Annotated in this window: 24 protein-coding genes; 7 read left to right on the forward strand and 17 right to left on the reverse strand. The window is 64.4% G+C overall.

The annotated features are described in order from the left end of the window. Positions 1-203 precede the first annotated feature (203 nt). Both IT540_RS18365 and IT540_RS18370 read right to left on the reverse strand, forming a co-directional pair. Positions 204-764, reverse strand: a complete 561-nt coding sequence (locus tag IT540_RS18365) for a hypothetical protein (RefSeq protein WP_291181140.1) — start codon at positions 762-764, stop codon at positions 204-206. A gap of 351 nt (positions 765-1115) precedes the next feature. Next, positions 1116-1307: a ribbon-helix-helix protein, CopG family gene (locus tag IT540_RS18370; RefSeq protein WP_291181142.1), complete on the reverse strand. Its 192-nt coding sequence runs from the start codon at positions 1305-1307 to the stop codon at positions 1116-1118. Positions 1308-1436: 129 nt separating this feature from the next. On the opposite strand from IT540_RS18370, the gene IT540_RS18375 reads away from it, so the two are divergent. Beyond that, complete coding sequence (locus tag IT540_RS18375) at positions 1437-1664, forward strand: hypothetical protein (RefSeq protein WP_291181144.1); 228 nt, start codon at positions 1437-1439, stop codon at positions 1662-1664. A gap of 263 nt (positions 1665-1927) precedes the next feature. Then, on the forward strand, positions 1928-2347 hold the full coding sequence (locus tag IT540_RS18380; RefSeq protein WP_291181146.1) for a hypothetical protein: 420 nt from the start codon (positions 1928-1930) through the stop codon (positions 2345-2347). A 119-nt stretch (positions 2348-2466) separates the two neighbouring features. Here IT540_RS18380 and IT540_RS18385 read toward each other — a convergent pair whose 3' ends face one another. The 13 genes from IT540_RS18385 to IT540_RS18445 all read right to left on the reverse strand — a co-directional run bounded on the left by IT540_RS18385 (position 2467) and on the right by IT540_RS18445 (position 12418). Next, entirely contained in the window at positions 2467-2631 is a 165-nt protein-coding gene (locus IT540_RS18385) for a hypothetical protein (RefSeq protein ID WP_291181148.1), read from the reverse strand. A gap of 228 nt (positions 2632-2859) precedes the next feature. Continuing rightward, positions 2860-5112, reverse strand: a complete 2253-nt coding sequence (locus IT540_RS18390) for a bifunctional DNA primase/polymerase (protein WP_291181149.1) — start codon at positions 5110-5112, stop codon at positions 2860-2862. Next, positions 5109-5309, reverse strand: a complete 201-nt coding sequence (locus IT540_RS18395; protein WP_291181151.1) for a hypothetical protein — start codon at positions 5307-5309, stop codon at positions 5109-5111. The genes IT540_RS18390 and IT540_RS18395 overlap by 4 nt, the downstream gene beginning before the upstream one ends. After that, complete coding sequence (locus IT540_RS18400) at positions 5309-5623, reverse strand: hypothetical protein (protein WP_291181152.1); 315 nt, start codon at positions 5621-5623, stop codon at positions 5309-5311. Before IT540_RS18400 ends, IT540_RS18395 begins: the two co-directional genes overlap by 1 nt. Next, positions 5620-7227, reverse strand: coding sequence for a DEAD/DEAH box helicase (locus tag IT540_RS18405; RefSeq protein WP_291181154.1), 1608 nt, complete (start codon positions 7225-7227; stop codon positions 5620-5622). Before IT540_RS18405 ends, IT540_RS18400 begins: the two co-directional genes overlap by 4 nt. Beyond that, on the reverse strand, positions 7221-8189 hold the full coding sequence (locus IT540_RS18410) for an oxidoreductase (RefSeq protein ID WP_291181156.1): 969 nt from the start codon (positions 8187-8189) through the stop codon (positions 7221-7223). Before IT540_RS18410 ends, IT540_RS18405 begins: the two co-directional genes overlap by 7 nt. 86 nt (positions 8190-8275) lie before the next feature. Then, positions 8276-8824, reverse strand: a complete 549-nt coding sequence (locus IT540_RS18415) for a DUF669 domain-containing protein (protein WP_291181158.1) — start codon at positions 8822-8824, stop codon at positions 8276-8278. An 18-nt stretch (positions 8825-8842) separates the two neighbouring features. Next, positions 8843-9640 carry an ATP-binding protein gene (locus IT540_RS18420; RefSeq protein WP_291181160.1) on the reverse strand — a complete coding sequence of 266 codons (798 nt, stop codon included), beginning with the start codon at positions 9638-9640 and terminating at the stop codon, positions 8843-8845. Between the two features lie 75 nt (positions 9641-9715). Then, positions 9716-10348 (reverse strand): hypothetical protein, encoded by a 633-nt coding sequence (locus IT540_RS18425; protein WP_291181162.1) that lies wholly within the window; start codon positions 10346-10348, stop codon positions 9716-9718. Then, a complete protein-coding gene (locus IT540_RS18430) occupies positions 10341-10808 on the reverse strand; it encodes a hypothetical protein (protein WP_291181163.1) in 468 nt (155 codons plus the stop codon). The genes IT540_RS18425 and IT540_RS18430 overlap by 8 nt, the downstream gene beginning before the upstream one ends. Further along, positions 10805-11200, reverse strand: coding sequence for a DUF1937 family protein (locus IT540_RS18435; protein ID WP_291181165.1), 396 nt, complete (start codon positions 11198-11200; stop codon positions 10805-10807). The genes IT540_RS18430 and IT540_RS18435 overlap by 4 nt, the downstream gene beginning before the upstream one ends. Continuing rightward, positions 11197-11706, reverse strand: coding sequence for a GcrA family cell cycle regulator (locus tag IT540_RS18440; protein WP_291181167.1), 510 nt, complete (start codon positions 11704-11706; stop codon positions 11197-11199). Before IT540_RS18440 ends, IT540_RS18435 begins: the two co-directional genes overlap by 4 nt. Before the next feature lie 472 nt (positions 11707-12178). Continuing rightward, the gene (locus tag IT540_RS18445) at positions 12179-12418 is read right to left on the reverse strand and encodes a hypothetical protein (RefSeq protein WP_291181168.1); all 240 of its coding nucleotides are present in this window, start codon (positions 12416-12418) and stop codon (positions 12179-12181) included. Positions 12419-12630: 212 nt separating this feature from the next. Between IT540_RS18445 and IT540_RS18450 the strand changes: the two genes are divergently transcribed. Continuing rightward, entirely contained in the window at positions 12631-13149 is a 519-nt protein-coding gene (locus IT540_RS18450; protein ID WP_291181170.1) for a S24 family peptidase, read from the forward strand. A 101-nt stretch (positions 13150-13250) separates the two neighbouring features. On the opposite strand, the gene IT540_RS18455 is transcribed toward IT540_RS18450, so the two are convergent. Beyond that, positions 13251-13601 (reverse strand): hypothetical protein, encoded by a 351-nt coding sequence (locus IT540_RS18455; protein ID WP_291181172.1) that lies wholly within the window; start codon positions 13599-13601, stop codon positions 13251-13253. Between the two features lie 58 nt (positions 13602-13659). On the opposite strand from IT540_RS18455, the gene IT540_RS18460 reads away from it, so the two are divergent. Next, positions 13660-13917 carry a hypothetical protein gene (locus IT540_RS18460; RefSeq protein WP_291181174.1) on the forward strand — a complete coding sequence of 86 codons (258 nt, stop codon included), beginning with the start codon at positions 13660-13662 and terminating at the stop codon, positions 13915-13917. A gap of 293 nt (positions 13918-14210) precedes the next feature. Here IT540_RS18460 and IT540_RS18465 read toward each other — a convergent pair whose 3' ends face one another. After that, positions 14211-14432, reverse strand: a complete 222-nt coding sequence (locus IT540_RS18465; RefSeq protein WP_291181176.1) for a hypothetical protein — start codon at positions 14430-14432, stop codon at positions 14211-14213. 323 nt (positions 14433-14755) lie between these two features. On the opposite strand from IT540_RS18465, the gene IT540_RS18470 reads away from it, so the two are divergent. From IT540_RS18470 to IT540_RS18480, 3 genes are all read left to right on the forward strand, one after another. After that, complete coding sequence (locus IT540_RS18470; protein ID WP_291181178.1) at positions 14756-15595, forward strand: hypothetical protein; 840 nt, start codon at positions 14756-14758, stop codon at positions 15593-15595. Then, the gene (locus IT540_RS18475; protein ID WP_291181180.1) at positions 15595-15852 is read left to right on the forward strand and encodes a hypothetical protein; all 258 of its coding nucleotides are present in this window, start codon (positions 15595-15597) and stop codon (positions 15850-15852) included. The genes IT540_RS18470 and IT540_RS18475 overlap by 1 nt, the downstream gene beginning before the upstream one ends. Then, positions 15836-16017 (forward strand): hypothetical protein (locus tag IT540_RS18480; RefSeq protein ID WP_291181182.1); only part of this gene is annotated, 182 nt, incomplete at its 3' end. The genes IT540_RS18475 and IT540_RS18480, both read left to right, overlap by 17 nt.

Genomic DNA, 16017 nt, shown 5'->3' on the forward strand with positions numbered 1-16017 from the left:
GACGCCCATCGTGCCGTGGCGTACCTTGCACGCCATGGCTTCTCTGCCCTGCGCCTTGCGTCGTGCTCGCGGTTGCGGATGCGACGGTCGAGAGGCTTGGGCAGGGGGGGCTCCTGGCTCCAACGAAAACGCCCGCCGCGACAACTGCCGGGCGGGCGCAACTTCACATCTGGGATAACGGAAATCTGATTTTCTGCGATTTGTCAAGCCGAGAAGTGTGAGGCCAGCGCATCCAGCCCGGCGCAAAGCGACGCCCAGCGGCCGGAAACAACGACCTCGTCGTACAGAGCGACGGCGCAGACCGAGCGCTCGGCATCGATCCCGACACCCCTCAGCACTCCGCGGGCCGACTCGTAGCGCTTCGTGGCGCGGACCACGGCCCGCAGCCTATCGCTGTGGCGCGACAACTCCACGATGTTGGCGCCGGCGCCCAAGGCCTCGATGATCTCGACATCCTCGCGGGTGGCCTCTCCACCGCCGCCATAGCCGGCTTGGTATGACGGGCTGGCGACCGTGCGCCGCGGCATGCCCTTGAGGCGATCATAGGAGCCAGCCAGCGCCGCAAAGCGGGTAGCAGCCATCACCTGACGGTCGGTGAGCACATCCTTGAGCCGCAGCCGGCCGATCTCGGATCGCAACAGAGGATTGGCGGCGCCGCGCTTGGCGGCATCGATGATCGCCCGCACGACGGCTGGGCTTGCCGTCTCCGGCTTGAGCTTGCCGCCTGGGTAGCGGGGGCGAGCTGCTGACTTCGGACGTGACATGGCGGCCTCCTGGAGTAGGCCGCCCTTGGCGGTAGAGCGCGCAGGGAGAGAGGTAGGTGATTTGAGGCGGGATGGTCAAGGCGATGGCGCCACCGAGGCGACGGTTGAGACGGTTGAGACGGTTGAGATGCGTCCTTATAAACACCCCCACCAAAAACCCCAATTCTAGGTAGAATATAATCTTCTACTCTCAACCGTCTCAACCGTTATATATATATGATTATATTAGACTTTTTTCACAAAATCCTCATCTCAACCGAACTCTCAACCGTTCCTCAACCGTCTCAACCGTCGGCAAAAAAAAATCTCAACCGAACGGTTGAGAGTTCGGTTGAGATCACGGCCGTGGCGTCATCCCCGCCGCGCGGCCCGCGCCCTCCGGCGCAGCTCACGCTCGATCGCGGTGCGGATCAGGCTCTCGACATCCTGCCCCGTCTCCGCCGCGAGCGCGCGCAGCCCCGCGTCCTGCTGCTCCGTGAGCCGCAGCGTGATCCTGCGCGCGTAGAGCCTCGGGCGACCCCTGCGGGCGGGCGGCTGTAACAATTCGTGATCGTCGCGGCGCATAATAATGGATAGCCGATATTGACACCCCTGTCCAGTATGCTATGGTGTGCATGTCAGCAGATGCTGACGCTCACAGAGAGGCCCTACGGGGGCCGAATGGAGAGAGAGATGATGCCCGCCAACCAGACCTACACAGTCACTTCCGCCGCTGGCGTTGTATTGGCCAAAGGTCTCGACAAAAAGGCCGCCGCCGCGATGGTTCGCGAGCTTGGCGGCCACGCCGCCGCGACATTCAAGCAAGATGCCCCCGCCGCTCGCTTCGCGCCGGCTGAACAATTCACCGTCCGCGAGTGGGCTGAGACACTCCGCTCCGCCGGGTATATGCGGCGTCGGTGAATGGAGTCTGACAGATGACTAATCATTCAACAATCGGGTACAGAATCATACAGATCAACCCTTGTGGCTCCGATGCACCCACGCGCATCTACACCACCGAGCGGGCGGCATTCGCCGCTGCTCAGCGATTCGGCTCAAAGGTAGGACATCCGCATAATTACACCTCCGAGCGCGTCACCGACATGCCCATACCCGGCGCCAACGATGCGGCGGGATGGAATGCGTACAGGTTAGCGCACGGCATCGCAGCGCGATGAGGCGAAATGAGAGCCAAGGGACTCAACTATATAATTCCCCAGATGAAAACCACCCTCAATCTTTCCCCGCCTCTCGCCGCAGCCCAGCGGGAGGCGGAAACCATGGGCGTCTCGTTCCCCGCGCTCCTGACGGCCGATGTCGTGCGCTATCGCGCGCTGGCCGCGGCGGCACGGCCGCCGCTCGACGCGTGGCAATGGGGCCTACTGTCCCACGTGCTCGACGGTGTGGAGGCGCACCACATCCTCTGCGGCGATGACACGCTGCCGAGCGGCCGGCGCATCGTCGCCGAGATTGATAGCTGGGCTGACAACGCCTCCGATGAGGACGTGCTGCGCGCCGGCGAGTTGTGTCGGCAGGTGTCGGCATGGCCGCCGCCGACCATCGCAGGCGTGCTGTTCCGGCTGCGCTCTGGAGCGGGACGATGAGCGACTATCGCTCTCGACTGACGGTGTAGCGGCTTATCCCCCTCGTGGTCTCCGGTTTATTTGCCGGAAATCCACTTATACGGAGTTTGGGGGGCAAAACAGGGCAATTGAAATCGGGATTAGAAAGGCAGGTTAGTGAGGTAAGCAAATTCGTAGCGAGCGGTTTCGCCGCGGTCCTTCGCGGATTGCACTCGCTCCCACGCCGCCTGGATTCGCGCCTCTGTGCTGTCGATATTGATCGACTTCAGCAGTCCGCGCGCGGTCCACATCGTCCATGCGCGCAAGTCAGCATCCTCACGCGATGGCCGGCCCCCTCGCCGCCGCGGCGTGAAAAACCGCTGAACGGATTTTACCCCATTCGCGGCTGCGCCTACGCCTGCGCCGATCGTAGCGTCGGGAGCGGCTAATTGACCGGCTATTGGCACTCGGAAAAATTGACCGGCTATTGGCACTCGGAAAAATTGACCGGCTATTGGCACTCGGAAAAATTGACCGGCTATTGGCCGTGCTCATTACGCCCTAATGCTGTACCAGACCGTCGGCGTGCCGCCACCCGGCGGGACCGTTTTTTCAATTCTAATATCCTCAGCCTCGGCGAGCGAGTTGATCACGTCATTAAGCTCGCGCGTCTTGTAGCGGTGCTTGATGGCCTGCAGTAGATCGCGCCGCTTGAGCCGGCCACCACGCTCCTGGATCGCCCTGCGTACGGCCTGGGCGGCCGCCTGGCTCTCGCTATCCGCGATGTAGAGCCCAGCACCTTCGGCCAGCCGATCGGCGCTCCATGCGGCAAACTCGCGGCCCCACGCCATGGCCGCAGCGTCGATCTCCCGGCGATCCTGTCCGATGGTGACGATGCTGGCGAGCCGCAGCGCATTTTCGGCCGTGCGAGCGAGGAAGGGCTCCAGGCTGGGATCGGCGTCGCCCTTGGAGTGCATCTCGGCCACGAAGCCGCGGCGGATTTGCTCGGCATCAGGGCTGATGGAGAGCGTGCGGTAGGCCGGCGCCTGCCGAGACTGGCAGAGCATCCCGAGCGGGCCGGCGCTGGCGTAGATGGCCTTGAGCGCGGCCACGATCGCGGCGGGAGGATCGGCCGGCGCCGTTGGCTGCGTCTCCTGCGGCCGGCGCTTGGTTTCGATCACCAGGAAGCGGTTGAGCACGCCGTTCGTCACGTCTGCGCCCTCCAGGGCGTCGTAAAACTCGCGGCTGGTCGAGACGCCGTAGATCGAAAGCGCCGGGCTGAAGATCGTCTCGCTGGCCCGCTGCGCCCATTCCGGCGTGCTCATGGCGCCGAAGCTGGCTCCCCAGGCCGTGCGCAGCAGGCCGGAAATGGCGCCCTCGAATCCGGAGGCGCGGCGATTGTTGATGCGCTTGAGGAAGCTGCCGAACTCGTCCATGGCGCAGACCGATAGTGGGCTGCGGCAGAGGAAGTTGATGACGGCCGGCATGGAAATGAACTGGCTGGGGCCGATGTGTTCCTGCATGCCAGCCGCGGCGAGCAAGACGGCAATCTGGCTTAGCGGGTGGTTCTTGCCGGCGCCCGACGGCGCCAACCCCACCACGTAGAGGTGCGTCCCGCACTTGTTGGGGCCGGCGATGTGGCGGCCGGCGGCGGTGCCAACGATGGTGAGCGCCGCTCCCAAGGCGAGCCCGCGCTGCGGGTAGAGCGCCGTGCCGGCGATCCAATCGGTGATCGCGCCCACAAGGCCTGGCGGGTGGGTAAGGTAGTCTGGGAGTTCGCCGGCCGGCGGGGTGGGAGAAGGCTCCGGTTGGGCGTCCAGCACCTCGCCGGTCTCCGGGTCAATCCTATCGCCGCCGGGCAGGCTCAGCGCGATTTCGACGGCCGGCACGCTGTCATCCGGGCCGCGCGGGCTCGCCTCGCCGGCCTTGAGCGCCCGCGCAATCGTTCCACGCGGCCCCAGGGCCTTGTCGCGCGGGCTGACGCCCCATGACAGCACCGCCTGTTCGAGCGCACTCTGCGCGGCCGCGCGGGCGACGCACCCGCCGCCGACGAGTTGCCCGACGCGGAAAGCAATGCGATTGGCCTCGTCGGATCGCGTGCCGGGTTGGGCCGCGGCGAGCTCGCGCAGCAACTCGTCCAAAGCCGCCTCGCCGTAGGCCAGCAGGCGGGCGTCGCTGACGGGCTCGGCGGGAACCGTGACCTGCAGGGGGCGCTGCGGCGGCTTGAGCAGATCGCACAGCCACGCTGGGGGCGGTCCGGCATCGAAGATCGAACCGTGCTCAGAATAGCAACCTGTCCCGTCCGTAAAGGCCGCGCCGGGTGCAACAACGAAGCCGCCGGCGCCGCGCACGTCGATGCCGCATTCGGCCTTCGGAGGCAGCGCGCCGCGGCCGTTGCCTTGCGGAGGCGTGAAGTCGTTGCGATAGTAGAGGTGGCGGCCGCCTGAGGGGGTGTCGACTGCGGGCGGCTCGCTCAGGTCGTCACCACGCCCGGCGGCGTGCGCGGTGAGCCATGTCAGGCCGTCGCACGGCTTGCGGTCGCAATCGATCACCAGCAGCCCGGTCTTGGCGAGGTCGATGGCCGGAACGGCGTCGGGATGACGCTCCCACATGGCGAGTATCTTCTGCTCGTCCCGCGTCGATACGTCCTTCCAATAGACGCCACGGCAGGGCTGCTTCCGGCCCGGCCCTGCCGACTGCGCTGGGAACACGTAGGCTCCGGCGCGTGCGAGGTCCAACGCCACATCGAGATTATGCGAGGCGAGCGAGACCGAAGTCGGATCGAAGACCGTGGGCAGCAGCGTCATTTTCTCTCCGCTGGAGCCCGGCGACGCGGCCCATAGAGCTTGGCTCCGATCACGCGCAGATACTCGCGCGCATCCCAGGTGAGGTTGGCGGTCTCGACGTCGACCACCAGCAGGCCGTATTCGCGCCAAGCGCGCTGCTTGGTCTCTTCGGCCGGCTCGCGGGCGCGAGGAAGGAGACGGGCGAGCGCGGACTGCATCAGAACGGCGCCTCGTTGGAAGCGAGCTCGGCGCGAAGCCGTGCGGCGAAATCATCCAGCACGTAGCGGACGAATTGAGGAAGCTCGTCGGCTGGGAAGGCAAACTGATCCGCTGGAAGCTGCGCGGCGACCTTCTCCACGGCGCGTTGCTCGATACGATCGAAGTCCTTTGGCATTCGGATGGCCTCCTTGGCGGCAGGCAGGCAGTCGGTGCATGTCCAGGCGAGGTTGTCGGGCGCGCGGCCGACGGCGATGTTGTCGGATCGCCGCCGGCAGATGGCGCAGAGATCGGGTGCGTTGAGTGGGAGGGTCACGCCGCCACCTCTCTTGCTTGGAATCGCCGCCCAACGACGGAGAAGTACCGGCCATCGGGCCGCACCTGGATGGCTTCTGGCGGCCGCAATTCCCCCACCCTGCGCATGGCCTCGTCCACGCTGCGCGGCGGCGACGTACCCGCCGCGCGCTGCCACCACGTTTCCGCCTTCTGGCGCGCGAAGCCTTGGTGATCCAGGCACACCCATTCGCGATGCAGAGTGAAACCGCATTGGTATTCCGCACGCAGCGAGGGCGGCGATCCAGGCTTTTCGTGCCGGAAGTACCGCACCGCATCGACTTCAACCCATGCCGGGGCTCCCCTGCTCAGGATTGACGTGCTGGCGTCGGCCACGGCCTCATGCTTCGGCATCGTTTCGCGCTCCGGCCAGAGGTAAGAGCAAGTCGGGCATGAGCGGGCCGCCAGCGCCACCAGCGTTGCGCAGTTCGGGCACTCCTTCGCCAGTGTCACAGCTTCGCCGTCGCCCTTCGCGCCGCCGCCAGCCGTCGCTTCGACGGCGTCAACCGGGCCGTGGCGCTTCACGTTGCCAGCGAAGTCAAGCACCAGTGCATCGGCCTTGCCGGGCGAGATACGAAAGGCGCGGCCGACTTGCTGGACGTACAGCCCCGTCGACATCGTCGGCCGCATAAGCGCGATCAGGTCGACGTGCGGCACGTTGAACCCGGTAGTGAGTACACCGACCGACGTCAGGCAGCGCAGATGCCCGGAGCGGAACTGCGCAATGCAGCGGTCGCGTTCGGCCTTCGGCGTCTCTCCGGTCACCGCCTCGCAAAGATGCCCGGCGGCGCGCACCGCATCCCGCACCGCCTCTGCGTGCTTCACGCCGGCGCAGAACACGATCCACGCGCGTCGATCGGCGCCGTACTGGCAAAGCTCGCGGACAGCGGCCTGCGTGATCCAGTCCTTGTTGACTGCGATCTCCAGTGCGCCGGGCACGAACTCGCCGCCCCTGCGCGCGACGCCGCTTACATCCATCTTCTGCACCGTCGCCTTGCTGACAAGCGGCGAGAGAAATCCAGCCTCGATAAGATCGGACACGTTCGCCTCATAGGCGATCTTGTCAAAAAGCCGATCCTTGCCACGATCTAGCCTGCCGGAATCCAGGCGATAGGGCGTCGCGGTCAGCCCCACCACGCGCATGTCCGGCGTTTCCTCGCGCAGGCGTGCGATGAATTTGCCGTAGGTGGTTTCGGCAGAGCGCGGAATAAGATGGGCCTCGTCCACCAGCAGCACGTCGAAGCTGCCCAGCTTGTCCACCTTGTTGTGAACAGATTGAATGCCGCAGAACAGCACACGCGAGCGTGTGTCGCGTCGACCGATGCCGGCCGAATAGATGCCCGCCGGCGCCGCAGGCCAGTAGCGCAGCAGCTCGGCGAAGTTCTGCGCGATCAGCTCCTTGACGTGGGTCACGATGCCGATGCGCAGATCGGGATATGCTTCGCACAATTCGCGCACCAGCGTGGCGATCACAAGGGACTTGCCGGCGGCCGTGGGCAGCACGATCAGCGGGTTGCCGCCGCCTTTCTGCCAGTAGGCGTAAACGGCATCGACGGCCTCGCGTTGGTATGGTCGCAGCGTCAGCATGGCTGCAACTCCTCAGCGTCGCGCCAGAGTGTGCCGTCCCGCAACTCGTATTCGACCCACGTCTCGCCGGCGTCCATCTGTATGCCGGGGACGAGATCGGGCAGGAACAGGTGCGAGGCGCAACCGACCTGCTGTTCGTTGTAAGAGCGAAGCTGGCCGGACAATGCGCATCGAACTTCGGCTCCCGCCTCAAGCTGCGCATGCAGGCACGTCCGGCAGTTGACGCGCGCAAACTGGCCTTCGTGGCACAGCCCCAAAGCCGGACACCAGGCGCAGGCGAACGCGGCCTTGCTTTTCACGTCGTCATGCAACCGCGCCGGCGCTCGATCGGTACGAGCGATGCGCGTTGCCTTTGACTCCAGCGCGATTGCAAAGGCCGCATCGAACACCAGCCGCTCGGCATAGAGTTCGTCGGTGTTCTTGTTGACGGCGAGGTAGAGCCCGCGAGTCAGCCCGAGCGCCAGCATGTAGGTCTGGCATTGCGCGAAATGCTCGGGCTTCGCCTTGCGCAGCCCTTCGCCCTTCGGCGGCGCGTGCTTGACGAGTTCCTTGAAACTGCGCTCGTTGTGGGATTTGCATTCGAGAACGTGCATCGTGGCCGGCGCTTCCGGGACGCCTTCGGCGCGGCCGTCAATCTTCCCACGCAGCCAGCCGTCCGCGAGTTCAACTCGGAACTGCTGCCCGTTCGCCGGGTCCGTCGCCTCCACGCGCACGCCGGCCGCGCGCAGGTCTTCGATGAGCCGTTCTTCCTCGCGCAGGCCGGTACCGAACAGCCGCTGCTTTTGGCCGGTGATCTGTTCGGCCGGCGCCGCCCAACGCAGCGCGTACCACAGCTTGCGCTCGCATTCTTCGCCGATCGATCCAACCGGGATGCCGCGGCTGTCACCGTGGCGCGAGCGGCGCGCCAGCGCGCCGTAGATTGCCTCGACGGTGTGGTTGATAGGTTGGGGCAAGGGAGGCATGCTGCCGCCGCTCCTCGACTGTGAGGTTGAGGGGGTGAAGGGCGGCCTGGATCGGACGCCAATCAGGACCGGGCCGCCCGGCTTCGCTAGCTGGCCTTGGCCCAAGGCCTAGAAGGGGATGCAGCCGGCGCAGAAGGGCGGGCCGTCGCAGAGGCTGGTGCCGTGCGCGTCTGTTGGCCGGCCGCACTCCCGGCAGACGTAGGGCCGCCCGCCTTCCCCGCCGGGGGCTGCCCGCCCCTCGCCTTGTAGCGCACGGTGTTCTGCGGCCCGTACTGGCCCGTCTTGTCCTCGCGCACGCCGACGCGCCCGACGAACGGCTTGAAGTGCAACTCGTCGGTGTCGCGCAGTTGCGCGATGCCGACGGCGAGGCACAGATCGGCCAAGGCGCGCTGGGCGATGCGCTGCGCGTCGGCGTTCTGGTTGACGATGTTGAGGCGATCCCAGACGCGGCGATTGGTGTGCGGGCCGGAGACGACCTCGAGCGTGAGCACCAGCATCTTCCCGGTGAGGCTCTTGGTGTTTTCAATCTTCGATTCGATCACCTGCATCTGGTAGTCGCCCGCGGGCAGCGGTTCGAAGCTGCGATCGTCCTCGGGGACTTCATTCGGGTCGAAAGCCTGATTCAGTTCAGCCATTGGAGTTGTTCCTTGTGGTTAGGCGGCTTCTGCCCGCTCAGCAGCCGGCGCGCCGGGGACGTGTGGAGCGAGCGCGGCGTAGCCGCGCCCGCGCTCGTAGAGAATTTTCTCAGGAAGATCGAAGCGATTGCCGGCGGCGTATGCCGGTCGCGACGTGCTGTGCATCCAGACGGATCGGCCACCATCGGCCCGCGCGCGTTTCTTGTTGAAGCCCTGTTCTTCTTCCTTGATTGTCACGTCCGGCTTCACAAGGATGATGGCGTCGCATTCCCTTTTTAGGAAATCTCGCGCCTTGTCGTGTAGGTCAATATCGTACCGAGAATATGCGACCGTTTCCGGATTATCGAAGCGTTCGATTTTGGAATGAGCGATGAGGATGACTGTCATCCCCCGGTCGCGCCGCAGGGCCATCAAACCCTCATGGAACTCCTGCCAGATGTTGAGGGCATACGTGTAGCCCCTGCCATAACCAAAGTCCTCAATGCGGCTTTTCTTATTGCCCTTTTCGTCTCCGCGCTCTCCCGTCTCGGCCCAAATGAGCGCCTGCAATGCAGTGACGCTATCAACGACAACGGTACGGAATTCGTGGTCCTCTTGGTAAAGCGCGTCAATGGCGTCCATCACATCGCCGAAATTGGTTAGCTTCCCAAAGGAGTCTATCTCCAGCGTACCGACGCCTTCTTCCGTTTGCAGGAATACAGGCGACGGGAATTCACTAGCCAGCGTGGTCTTTCCGGCCTTTTCAGGACCGTAGATTAGAACCCGTGGTGGGCCATCACCTTGCACACGCCTCAGGTCACTTATTGAAATTGCCATGACCAACTCCTGGATGGGCAGTCGCCTTGTTGATCGGAGAGGGAAAGGCGGCGATCTGCGGTGCCATCTGACCCATCACGTGGGCGCCTCAACCTCACTGGTGAACCGTCCGTCCTTGCCTCGGGCGCGTTGTGGCAACGACATCGTTTTGATGCGCGCTTCCTCGCGTCGGGCGGGATCGATCCAGCGCGCCTGTTGAGACCTGGACAACCGCGCGCGATAATCAGGATCGCTCGAAATGGCGCGCACATTTTCAGAGAGTGCTTGGCGCCGTTCAGGTTGGGCCATCCTCTCCTTTGCTTTCGCGGATAGCCGCTGGCGCAAAGCAGGATCGGCCATCGCCGCTCTTGTTCGCTCGGCAATCAAGGCTCGCGTTTCTGGAGAAAAGTTCTTGATGCCGTGACCGCCCTCACAGCTATTTAGCAGCGGGCCTGTCTCAAGATCGCGCCGCCCAATTAGTGAAATAAGATCGCGCTCAAGGCTCATAGCCTCGCTGCGTGACAGACCGTCAGCGATCTTCAATCCTTCGGGAGCAAAGCCGCGGTCAATACAATCGACGATAAACGCATACTTGGAGGATGCCGGATACTGACGCGCGAAGCTTCTTGCCTTTCGCACGTGAGACAGCATGCGTTCGCCTTTGCCGGCGCCAATGTAGAATGCGACCCCGGCAATATCGTAGAGCGCATAGACATAATGCTCACGCATTCGTCGCCTCCGCGCTGGCGACTGAATTGCGGGGAGAGCAGGACGACGCCTCGCCCTCCCCGCTGCGCGCGCCCTTCCCAAGGGCGGTCGAGAAATTGATGCCGGCGCGGAACGCGCCGATGGCTTTGAGCACGCCAATCGCGTCGTCCAGGCCGAACGCCACATGCGCGAAGCCACCCGCGCGCTGCAGGTCTTCGGCGAACGCGAGCTGCTTGCCAGAGAGCGTGCCAATCTCAATCTTGAGCTCGACGGCATGGAAGCGCCCGTCGATGACGAACATCAGATCGCTGGCACCGGCACGAAGCCCTTGCTCCTTGAGCCGCACTCCAACTTTCCAGTTGCGCAGCTCGCCGTTCGGGCAGGACCACCAGCAGACATCCGGCCGGCCGTAGGCGTTGAGCAGCTTGACGACGTGCTGTTGCAGATCGGCTTCGGAGAGGGAGGGACGTCGGGGCGTCATGCCGCCACCTGCTGAGGTTCGGCTTCGATCGCGAGCGTCTGCGGGCAAACGTAGAAGATCGGTTTGTCGGCGGCGCGGAAGATTTCGATCTCCGCAAGGACGCCCTTGCTTTCGTGCCAGCCGTCCATCTGCACCACCAGCAACCCGCCGGCCATTGCGCAGAACGGCGCGTCCGCCTTCATCCAAAGCGCGTGGTTGAGCGGATCGATATCGCCGTACGCGGCAAGCGGATGGCTGTGGACGATGGGCGAGAAGATATTCAGACCAGCATCGACAAGCCGGCCCGCAATGCGCGCGGCTTCCCTGTACGCTGGCCAGATGCCGGCAGCGTATTTGGAATAGGGGCTGGCCATATAAAAGATGCCAATCTCGGGGAGCTGTTGCGGGGTCATGCCGCGGTCCTCGCCTTCTCCGGCAGCCGAAACGCGACCGCGCAATGTACGAGGCAGTAGGAGTAGCCGTCGAGCTTAGGCGCATCGCAGAACAGATGCGTCGCAGCGTCGTGTGGCGAGACAGCAAAGCGGCAGCCCCGGCATTCGAGCAGCGGCACGCCAGGGCCGAACCGCGGCGCTTCCGGCTCAGCGGAAGGCACCAACGGCGCAAACTGCAGAGGCGGCAGGCCGGGCTTGCGCGGCAACCGCGTGGGCGCGACGGCGTAGCGCTTCAGCCGCTCGCGGAGGTTGACCGTGCGCGCGCCGGTTTCGGCTCGCATCTGCGCCGCGCACTTCCGCCCGCCTTCGCGAGCACCTTGCGCGCCGCCGCGCTGCCAGCCCTTGCGAAAGATAACGCCGATCACGGCGTTGCGGGAGACGTTGAAATGCGCGCCGATCTCGGAGGCACTGCGGCCCTCGTCCCACATCATCTTGACCGTGGCGATTGCTTCGTCCGACCAGGCCATCACAGCACCATTGCGAGGATGATGAAGACGGCGGCGAGCGCGGAACTGCCGAAGGCGAGGTAGAACGCTTGCGGCTTAGTCATTTCGCACCCCAGCGAACCAAGGGGCGAGCCAGAGGGCCGCCGTTTCCGCCCATGTCCCGAGCTTGATCGCGCAGCGCATCAACAGACGGGCGATGGAAGTCCGGATCGGTTTGAGCCAGTAGGGATTCGAGGCGGAGTAGACGGGTCCGGAGTTCCGAAAGTTCATTACGCGCGGCCTCGCTGCGTTTGCGTTCCAATGCCTCGGCAATAGCCTCGCTTTCGAACGCCTCGAGATGCAGGAACCTCGCTCAGGAATGATTGGACAGGCGCGCGGCGGAGCCACTGCGATAGGTGCGCCGGCCGCCACGCACGGGGGGCATTGTGCGAGACGACCGGCGCGGTCCGCCGCTGGAGGGAAAGCGAGAGGGAGGCAGCGGCAGAGGGGAACATCAGGCGACCTCGCGACGGTGCGCGGGGGCCGAGAAGAAGTCGGCGTGCGCGAGAGCGACACCCTTGCGGCGCGCGTGTTCGATCAGCCGGGGAATTTCGCGTTGCGGGATCAGCCCGCCGGTTCCGCCGCGCTCAACAGGATAGGTCCAGCGGTAGATGCGCGAGACGTGCTTGCCAGTGACTTTGGCGACAGCCTCGACGCCGCCAAGCTTTTCAATGACTGATTTGGCCGGTTCCATGAACGAAATTTGCGATAATCGCGATTTGCAGTCAAGCGCATTTTGCGAAACTCGCGATAGATTTCTTTGCGGAAAGCGCAATTATCGCGAAATGGCATTAAAGCCCAACGACTTGCGCAGGTGGCTGGCAACGAAGCTGGAAGAGCGCGGACGCGGCGCGCGTTCCGAGTTGGCGCGGCAAGGGCGAAAAGCGCGAGATTTCAGCGGCCGAAATGGCTGAGATCGTGGAGTTCTTCGGCGAGAGCCCAAGCGGCGAGCGCGGTGACGACCAAGCCGCGCCGCAAGCGGGCGGCATTCGCGAAGTCGATATGCGTGCCGGGCTTGGTGGTGGAGGGTTTGAGAGCCGAGAAGTTGTCCACAACGGCTCTTATTCAGACCCCCTAAAAAGCGAGACCTGGCGCTTCCCGTCCAGCTTCATGCGCGAGGAAGTGCGGGCGCCGGAAAGCCGCATCCTTATTGCCGAGTCGCACGGCGATAGCATGTTCCCGACAATCGCCTCCGGTGAGCGGCTGCTAATCGACACCGGCCACAAGGTGCCTACGCCAGACGGGATTTACGCCCTTCGGGATCGGTTCGGCGCGCTCATTATCAAGCGCCTGCAGGTCGCCCGCTCAGGCGAGCCGCCGCGCGTTCTCATCATTTCGGATAACAAGAGCCACCCGGTTGAGGACGTTGGCCTGGATGAAATCGTAATCGTGGGGAGGGTGCTATTTGGGCTCAAGCGGTATTAATTGCGGCGACCCTGCTGACGTTGCCGGCGAGCGCGCAGCCAGCATGGAAGTCGTCCACGTTTACCGATCCGATTTCGGATAAGCGGTACACGTTCTCATACCTACCGACGCGGCCGAACGAGCCGGTTGGCGCCCTTGTAGTTGGCTGTGTAAATCAAAAGGTCAGTGTCAAACTTGAGCTGCAAGGCGCGCAGTTTTTTGGCAAGCCCTTCATCCGGTATCGACTGGATAGCGGCGCTGAGACTATGCATGACGGCGTGGTAGGTAGCGAGCGGAATGCCGTTTACATTCACACTTTGAGCCCCGCTCGGCTTGCCGCGGCTAAGCGGCTGCGGGTTCAACTGCAGGTCAGGGGTGAACCTTCCCTGTTTTTCGACTTCGCCCTTGCCGGGGCGCAACAAGCCGTGAAGGCGGCTCGGTGCCCAAAATAATTTTCGCGATTTTCGCGACATGCCTATTGACTGATATTCGCGATTATCGCAAAGTGCTCCCCACACACGGGAGCACCGCATGTCCGCTTCTCCTTCCCCCACCCGCGCCGCGCGCTACCTCGCGCGCGTTGACGCCCACATAGCCTGCCTTCCGGCAGACGCTCGTCGCGCCTTTCTGCGCAGCCAGCTCGCCGCGTGGGAGCGCAAGTATGGGGCTTGGCTCGCGGCCACCGAGCGCGGCTTGCCGCCGCCTGCCGGCACCGCCAACGCTACCGCCTGGGATTTTTGCGAGACGCTCGATGGGCTTGCGCTGCGGCAGCGCAGGGAGGCCGCGTGATGACGGCGCTTGCGGCGGCATTCGAGAAAGCCGGGTTCTCGCGCGAACAGATGCGCGCGTTTGCGACGGCGCAAGAGTTCATCGGCAACGGCGGAACGCTGGATCAATGGATCGCGGTCTATCGCCAAGCTGAGAAGAAATTGTCGGGCGGGGGCCACTGTCTTGTTGGCGACCTGAAGGGCGTTGCCCCTGCCCGGCAACCCCACGGAGAAGATCGCGGCCGACCGGATACTGCTCCCCGACTAGGGAGTGCTGCGGCTTCTCCACCCTATCGCGGCGGGGCTGGCCACCCTCTAGGCGGGACCCTCCCATACCCTGCCCTCCCCGTCCGCGAACCCACGCCAGCGCAGCGCGCTGCCGCTGCCGCAGTAGCCCGCACCATCGCGGTCACAGTCCTCGATACCTACCGCGTGCGCGACGGCCGCGTGATCGGCAACATTCGGATTGGCGAGCTTGAGCACCTGCGAGTGGCGAACGCGGCGGAAGCCGCTCTCATTCGGCAAATCCAGAAGCACGCGCAAGCCTCCCACGACGCGCGGGTGCGCGACGTGGTGAAGCCCGAAGAATTGCAACGCATGATCCAAAAGGCAGCGGAGATCGCAGATGCCCTCGTAAGAAATCCACAGTTGAAGGCGGAGAGGGCCGGAATATCGGAGTCCAGCAGGACCAGCATACGTGTGCCCTCCCGCCTTCTCCCGATCCGTCCGCTGGGGGCCACCCCTCGTTTGCCTCCCAGGCCGTGAACCCGATGCCCCCAGCGGACGGGCTCTCCACCACCATCGCAGAAATCCGCGGCTGGCACCGCCAGCGCTGCTTTGCGATGGAGCAACGCAAGCGCATGAACCTCGCGCTGGGCGCGTTCCTGCGGATGGTGCTGGGCTGGCGGCTCGACCTGCCGGAGAAGGAGCGGAAGGAGATCGCAGCCCAGGCGCAAGCGCTGCTCGACGGCGGCGAGCGTGGTGAGTGGGCTGACGTGATCGCCGCGACCGAGCTTGCACGCGAGCCGTTCGATGACATCGAAGCGCGCGCGCTCAAGGGAATGTCGCGACTCGCGTCTCAGCTTCCGGTATGGGCGGGGTTTGGAGCGTCCATCCGCGGCTTCGGGCCGGCATCACTGGCGGTCATCGTCGCGGAAGCCGGCGACCTTTCGAACTATGCAAACCCTGGCAAGCTGTGGAAACGCATGGGCCTCGCCGTCATGGGCGATGTGCGCCAAGGCGGGCTTGCGAAAGGAGCCAGCAAGGAAGCCTGGATCGAGCACGGTTACTCGCCGCAGCGCCGCTCCCGCATGTGGAACATTGGCGATGCGCTCATTAAGAGCAACCGCGATGGCGAATATCGCACGCTGTACCTCGCCCGGAAAGAATACGAACTAGCGCGCGATCCCGAGATGAAGCCGATAAAGGCTCATCGGAGAGCGCAGCGCTATATGGAAAAGCGTCTGCTGAAGAACCTTTGGCAGGCGTGGCGGCGGGCCATGGCGCCAACGGAACCCATGTACGGCTTGCCCGCCGCTCCCCCCTCGCCGCAAGGCGCGCCGCAGGCCAAAGTGGAAGTGCAACCCAACACCGTCGTGCCTGCGGCGACTTCTTCGGCTGACGAAGCCGAGCGCTCGGCCGAAACATGTGTGCCACCCGTTGGCAGACTGCCGAGCGCGCTTTCTCAGGAGGCGGCGTGATGCTCTCCCCCACCGAACAGATCGCGCTCGCGCTACGCGTCCAGGCCGACATGATCGGCGCCGTGCATCGCGTCTGTGGGCCTTCTCCTTCTCAGTCCGACCTCATCGAGACGCTGTTTCTCTCTGGCTACTGCGGGCGGGAGATCAAGGAACACCTGCCGGTGATCGAAGCGCACTTCGCCGCCCTCACCGCCGCCGAGCGCGTCCGCTCATTGCCGATACATGAGAGAGGCGACACAGATGCTGCCAGCACTTGACGACTTGCAACATCGCTACGCGACAGCCTGCGATCTGTGCCAGCGCGTGGATCGTGATGCCATTACCGATGCACTCACGCGGTGGGCGCGCGAGATCGGAGCGCCGGCAGAAATGCGCGTGCGGTTTGTGTCTTCGATGAAAGGGGCCGCCAGTGCCGCCAGTGC

This window comes from Hyphomicrobium sp. (assembly GCF_020852195.1).
In the GTDB taxonomy this organism is placed as follows: Bacteria; Pseudomonadota; Alphaproteobacteria; order Rhizobiales; family Hyphomicrobiaceae; genus Hyphomicrobium_C.

Excerpts from the sequence above, each read along its gene's own strand:
- IT540_RS18365 (WP_291181140.1), bottom strand. The coding sequence starts at position 764 with ATGTCACGTCCGAAGTCAGCAGCTCGCCCCCGCTACCCAGGCGGCAAG.
- IT540_RS18375 (WP_291181144.1), top strand. The coding sequence starts at position 1,437 with ATGATGCCCGCCAACCAGACCTACACAGTCACTTCCGCCGCTGGCGTT.
- IT540_RS18380 (WP_291181146.1), top strand. The coding sequence starts at position 1,928 with ATGAGAGCCAAGGGACTCAACTATATAATTCCCCAGATGAAAACCACC.
- IT540_RS18390 (WP_291181149.1), bottom strand. The coding sequence starts at position 5,112 with ATGACGCTGCTGCCCACGGTCTTCGATCCGACTTCGGTCTCGCTCGCC.
- IT540_RS18395 (WP_291181151.1), bottom strand. The coding sequence starts at position 5,309 with ATGCAGTCCGCGCTCGCCCGTCTCCTTCCTCGCGCCCGCGAGCCGGCC.
- IT540_RS18405 (WP_291181154.1), bottom strand. The coding sequence starts at position 7,227 with ATGCTGACGCTGCGACCATACCAACGCGAGGCCGTCGATGCCGTTTAC.
- IT540_RS18410 (WP_291181156.1), bottom strand. The coding sequence starts at position 8,189 with ATGCCTCCCTTGCCCCAACCTATCAACCACACCGTCGAGGCAATCTAC.
- IT540_RS18415 (WP_291181158.1), bottom strand. The coding sequence starts at position 8,824 with ATGGCTGAACTGAATCAGGCTTTCGACCCGAATGAAGTCCCCGAGGAC.
- IT540_RS18420 (WP_291181160.1), bottom strand. The coding sequence starts at position 9,640 with ATGGCAATTTCAATAAGTGACCTGAGGCGTGTGCAAGGTGATGGCCCA.
- IT540_RS18425 (WP_291181162.1), bottom strand. The coding sequence starts at position 10,348 with ATGCGTGAGCATTATGTCTATGCGCTCTACGATATTGCCGGGGTCGCA.
- IT540_RS18430 (WP_291181163.1), bottom strand. The coding sequence starts at position 10,808 with ATGACGCCCCGACGTCCCTCCCTCTCCGAAGCCGATCTGCAACAGCAC.
- IT540_RS18435 (WP_291181165.1), bottom strand. The coding sequence starts at position 11,200 with ATGACCCCGCAACAGCTCCCCGAGATTGGCATCTTTTATATGGCCAGC.
- IT540_RS18440 (WP_291181167.1), bottom strand. The coding sequence starts at position 11,706 with ATGGCCTGGTCGGACGAAGCAATCGCCACGGTCAAGATGATGTGGGAC.
- IT540_RS18445 (WP_291181168.1), bottom strand. The coding sequence starts at position 12,418 with ATGGAACCGGCCAAATCAGTCATTGAAAAGCTTGGCGGCGTCGAGGCT.
- IT540_RS18450 (WP_291181170.1), top strand. The coding sequence starts at position 12,631 with ATGGCTGAGATCGTGGAGTTCTTCGGCGAGAGCCCAAGCGGCGAGCGC.
- IT540_RS18455 (WP_291181172.1), bottom strand. The coding sequence starts at position 13,601 with ATGTCGCGAAAATCGCGAAAATTATTTTGGGCACCGAGCCGCCTTCAC.
- IT540_RS18460 (WP_291181174.1), top strand. The coding sequence starts at position 13,660 with ATGTCCGCTTCTCCTTCCCCCACCCGCGCCGCGCGCTACCTCGCGCGC.
- IT540_RS18470 (WP_291181178.1), top strand. The coding sequence starts at position 14,756 with ATGAACCTCGCGCTGGGCGCGTTCCTGCGGATGGTGCTGGGCTGGCGG.
- IT540_RS18475 (WP_291181180.1), top strand. The coding sequence starts at position 15,595 with ATGCTCTCCCCCACCGAACAGATCGCGCTCGCGCTACGCGTCCAGGCC.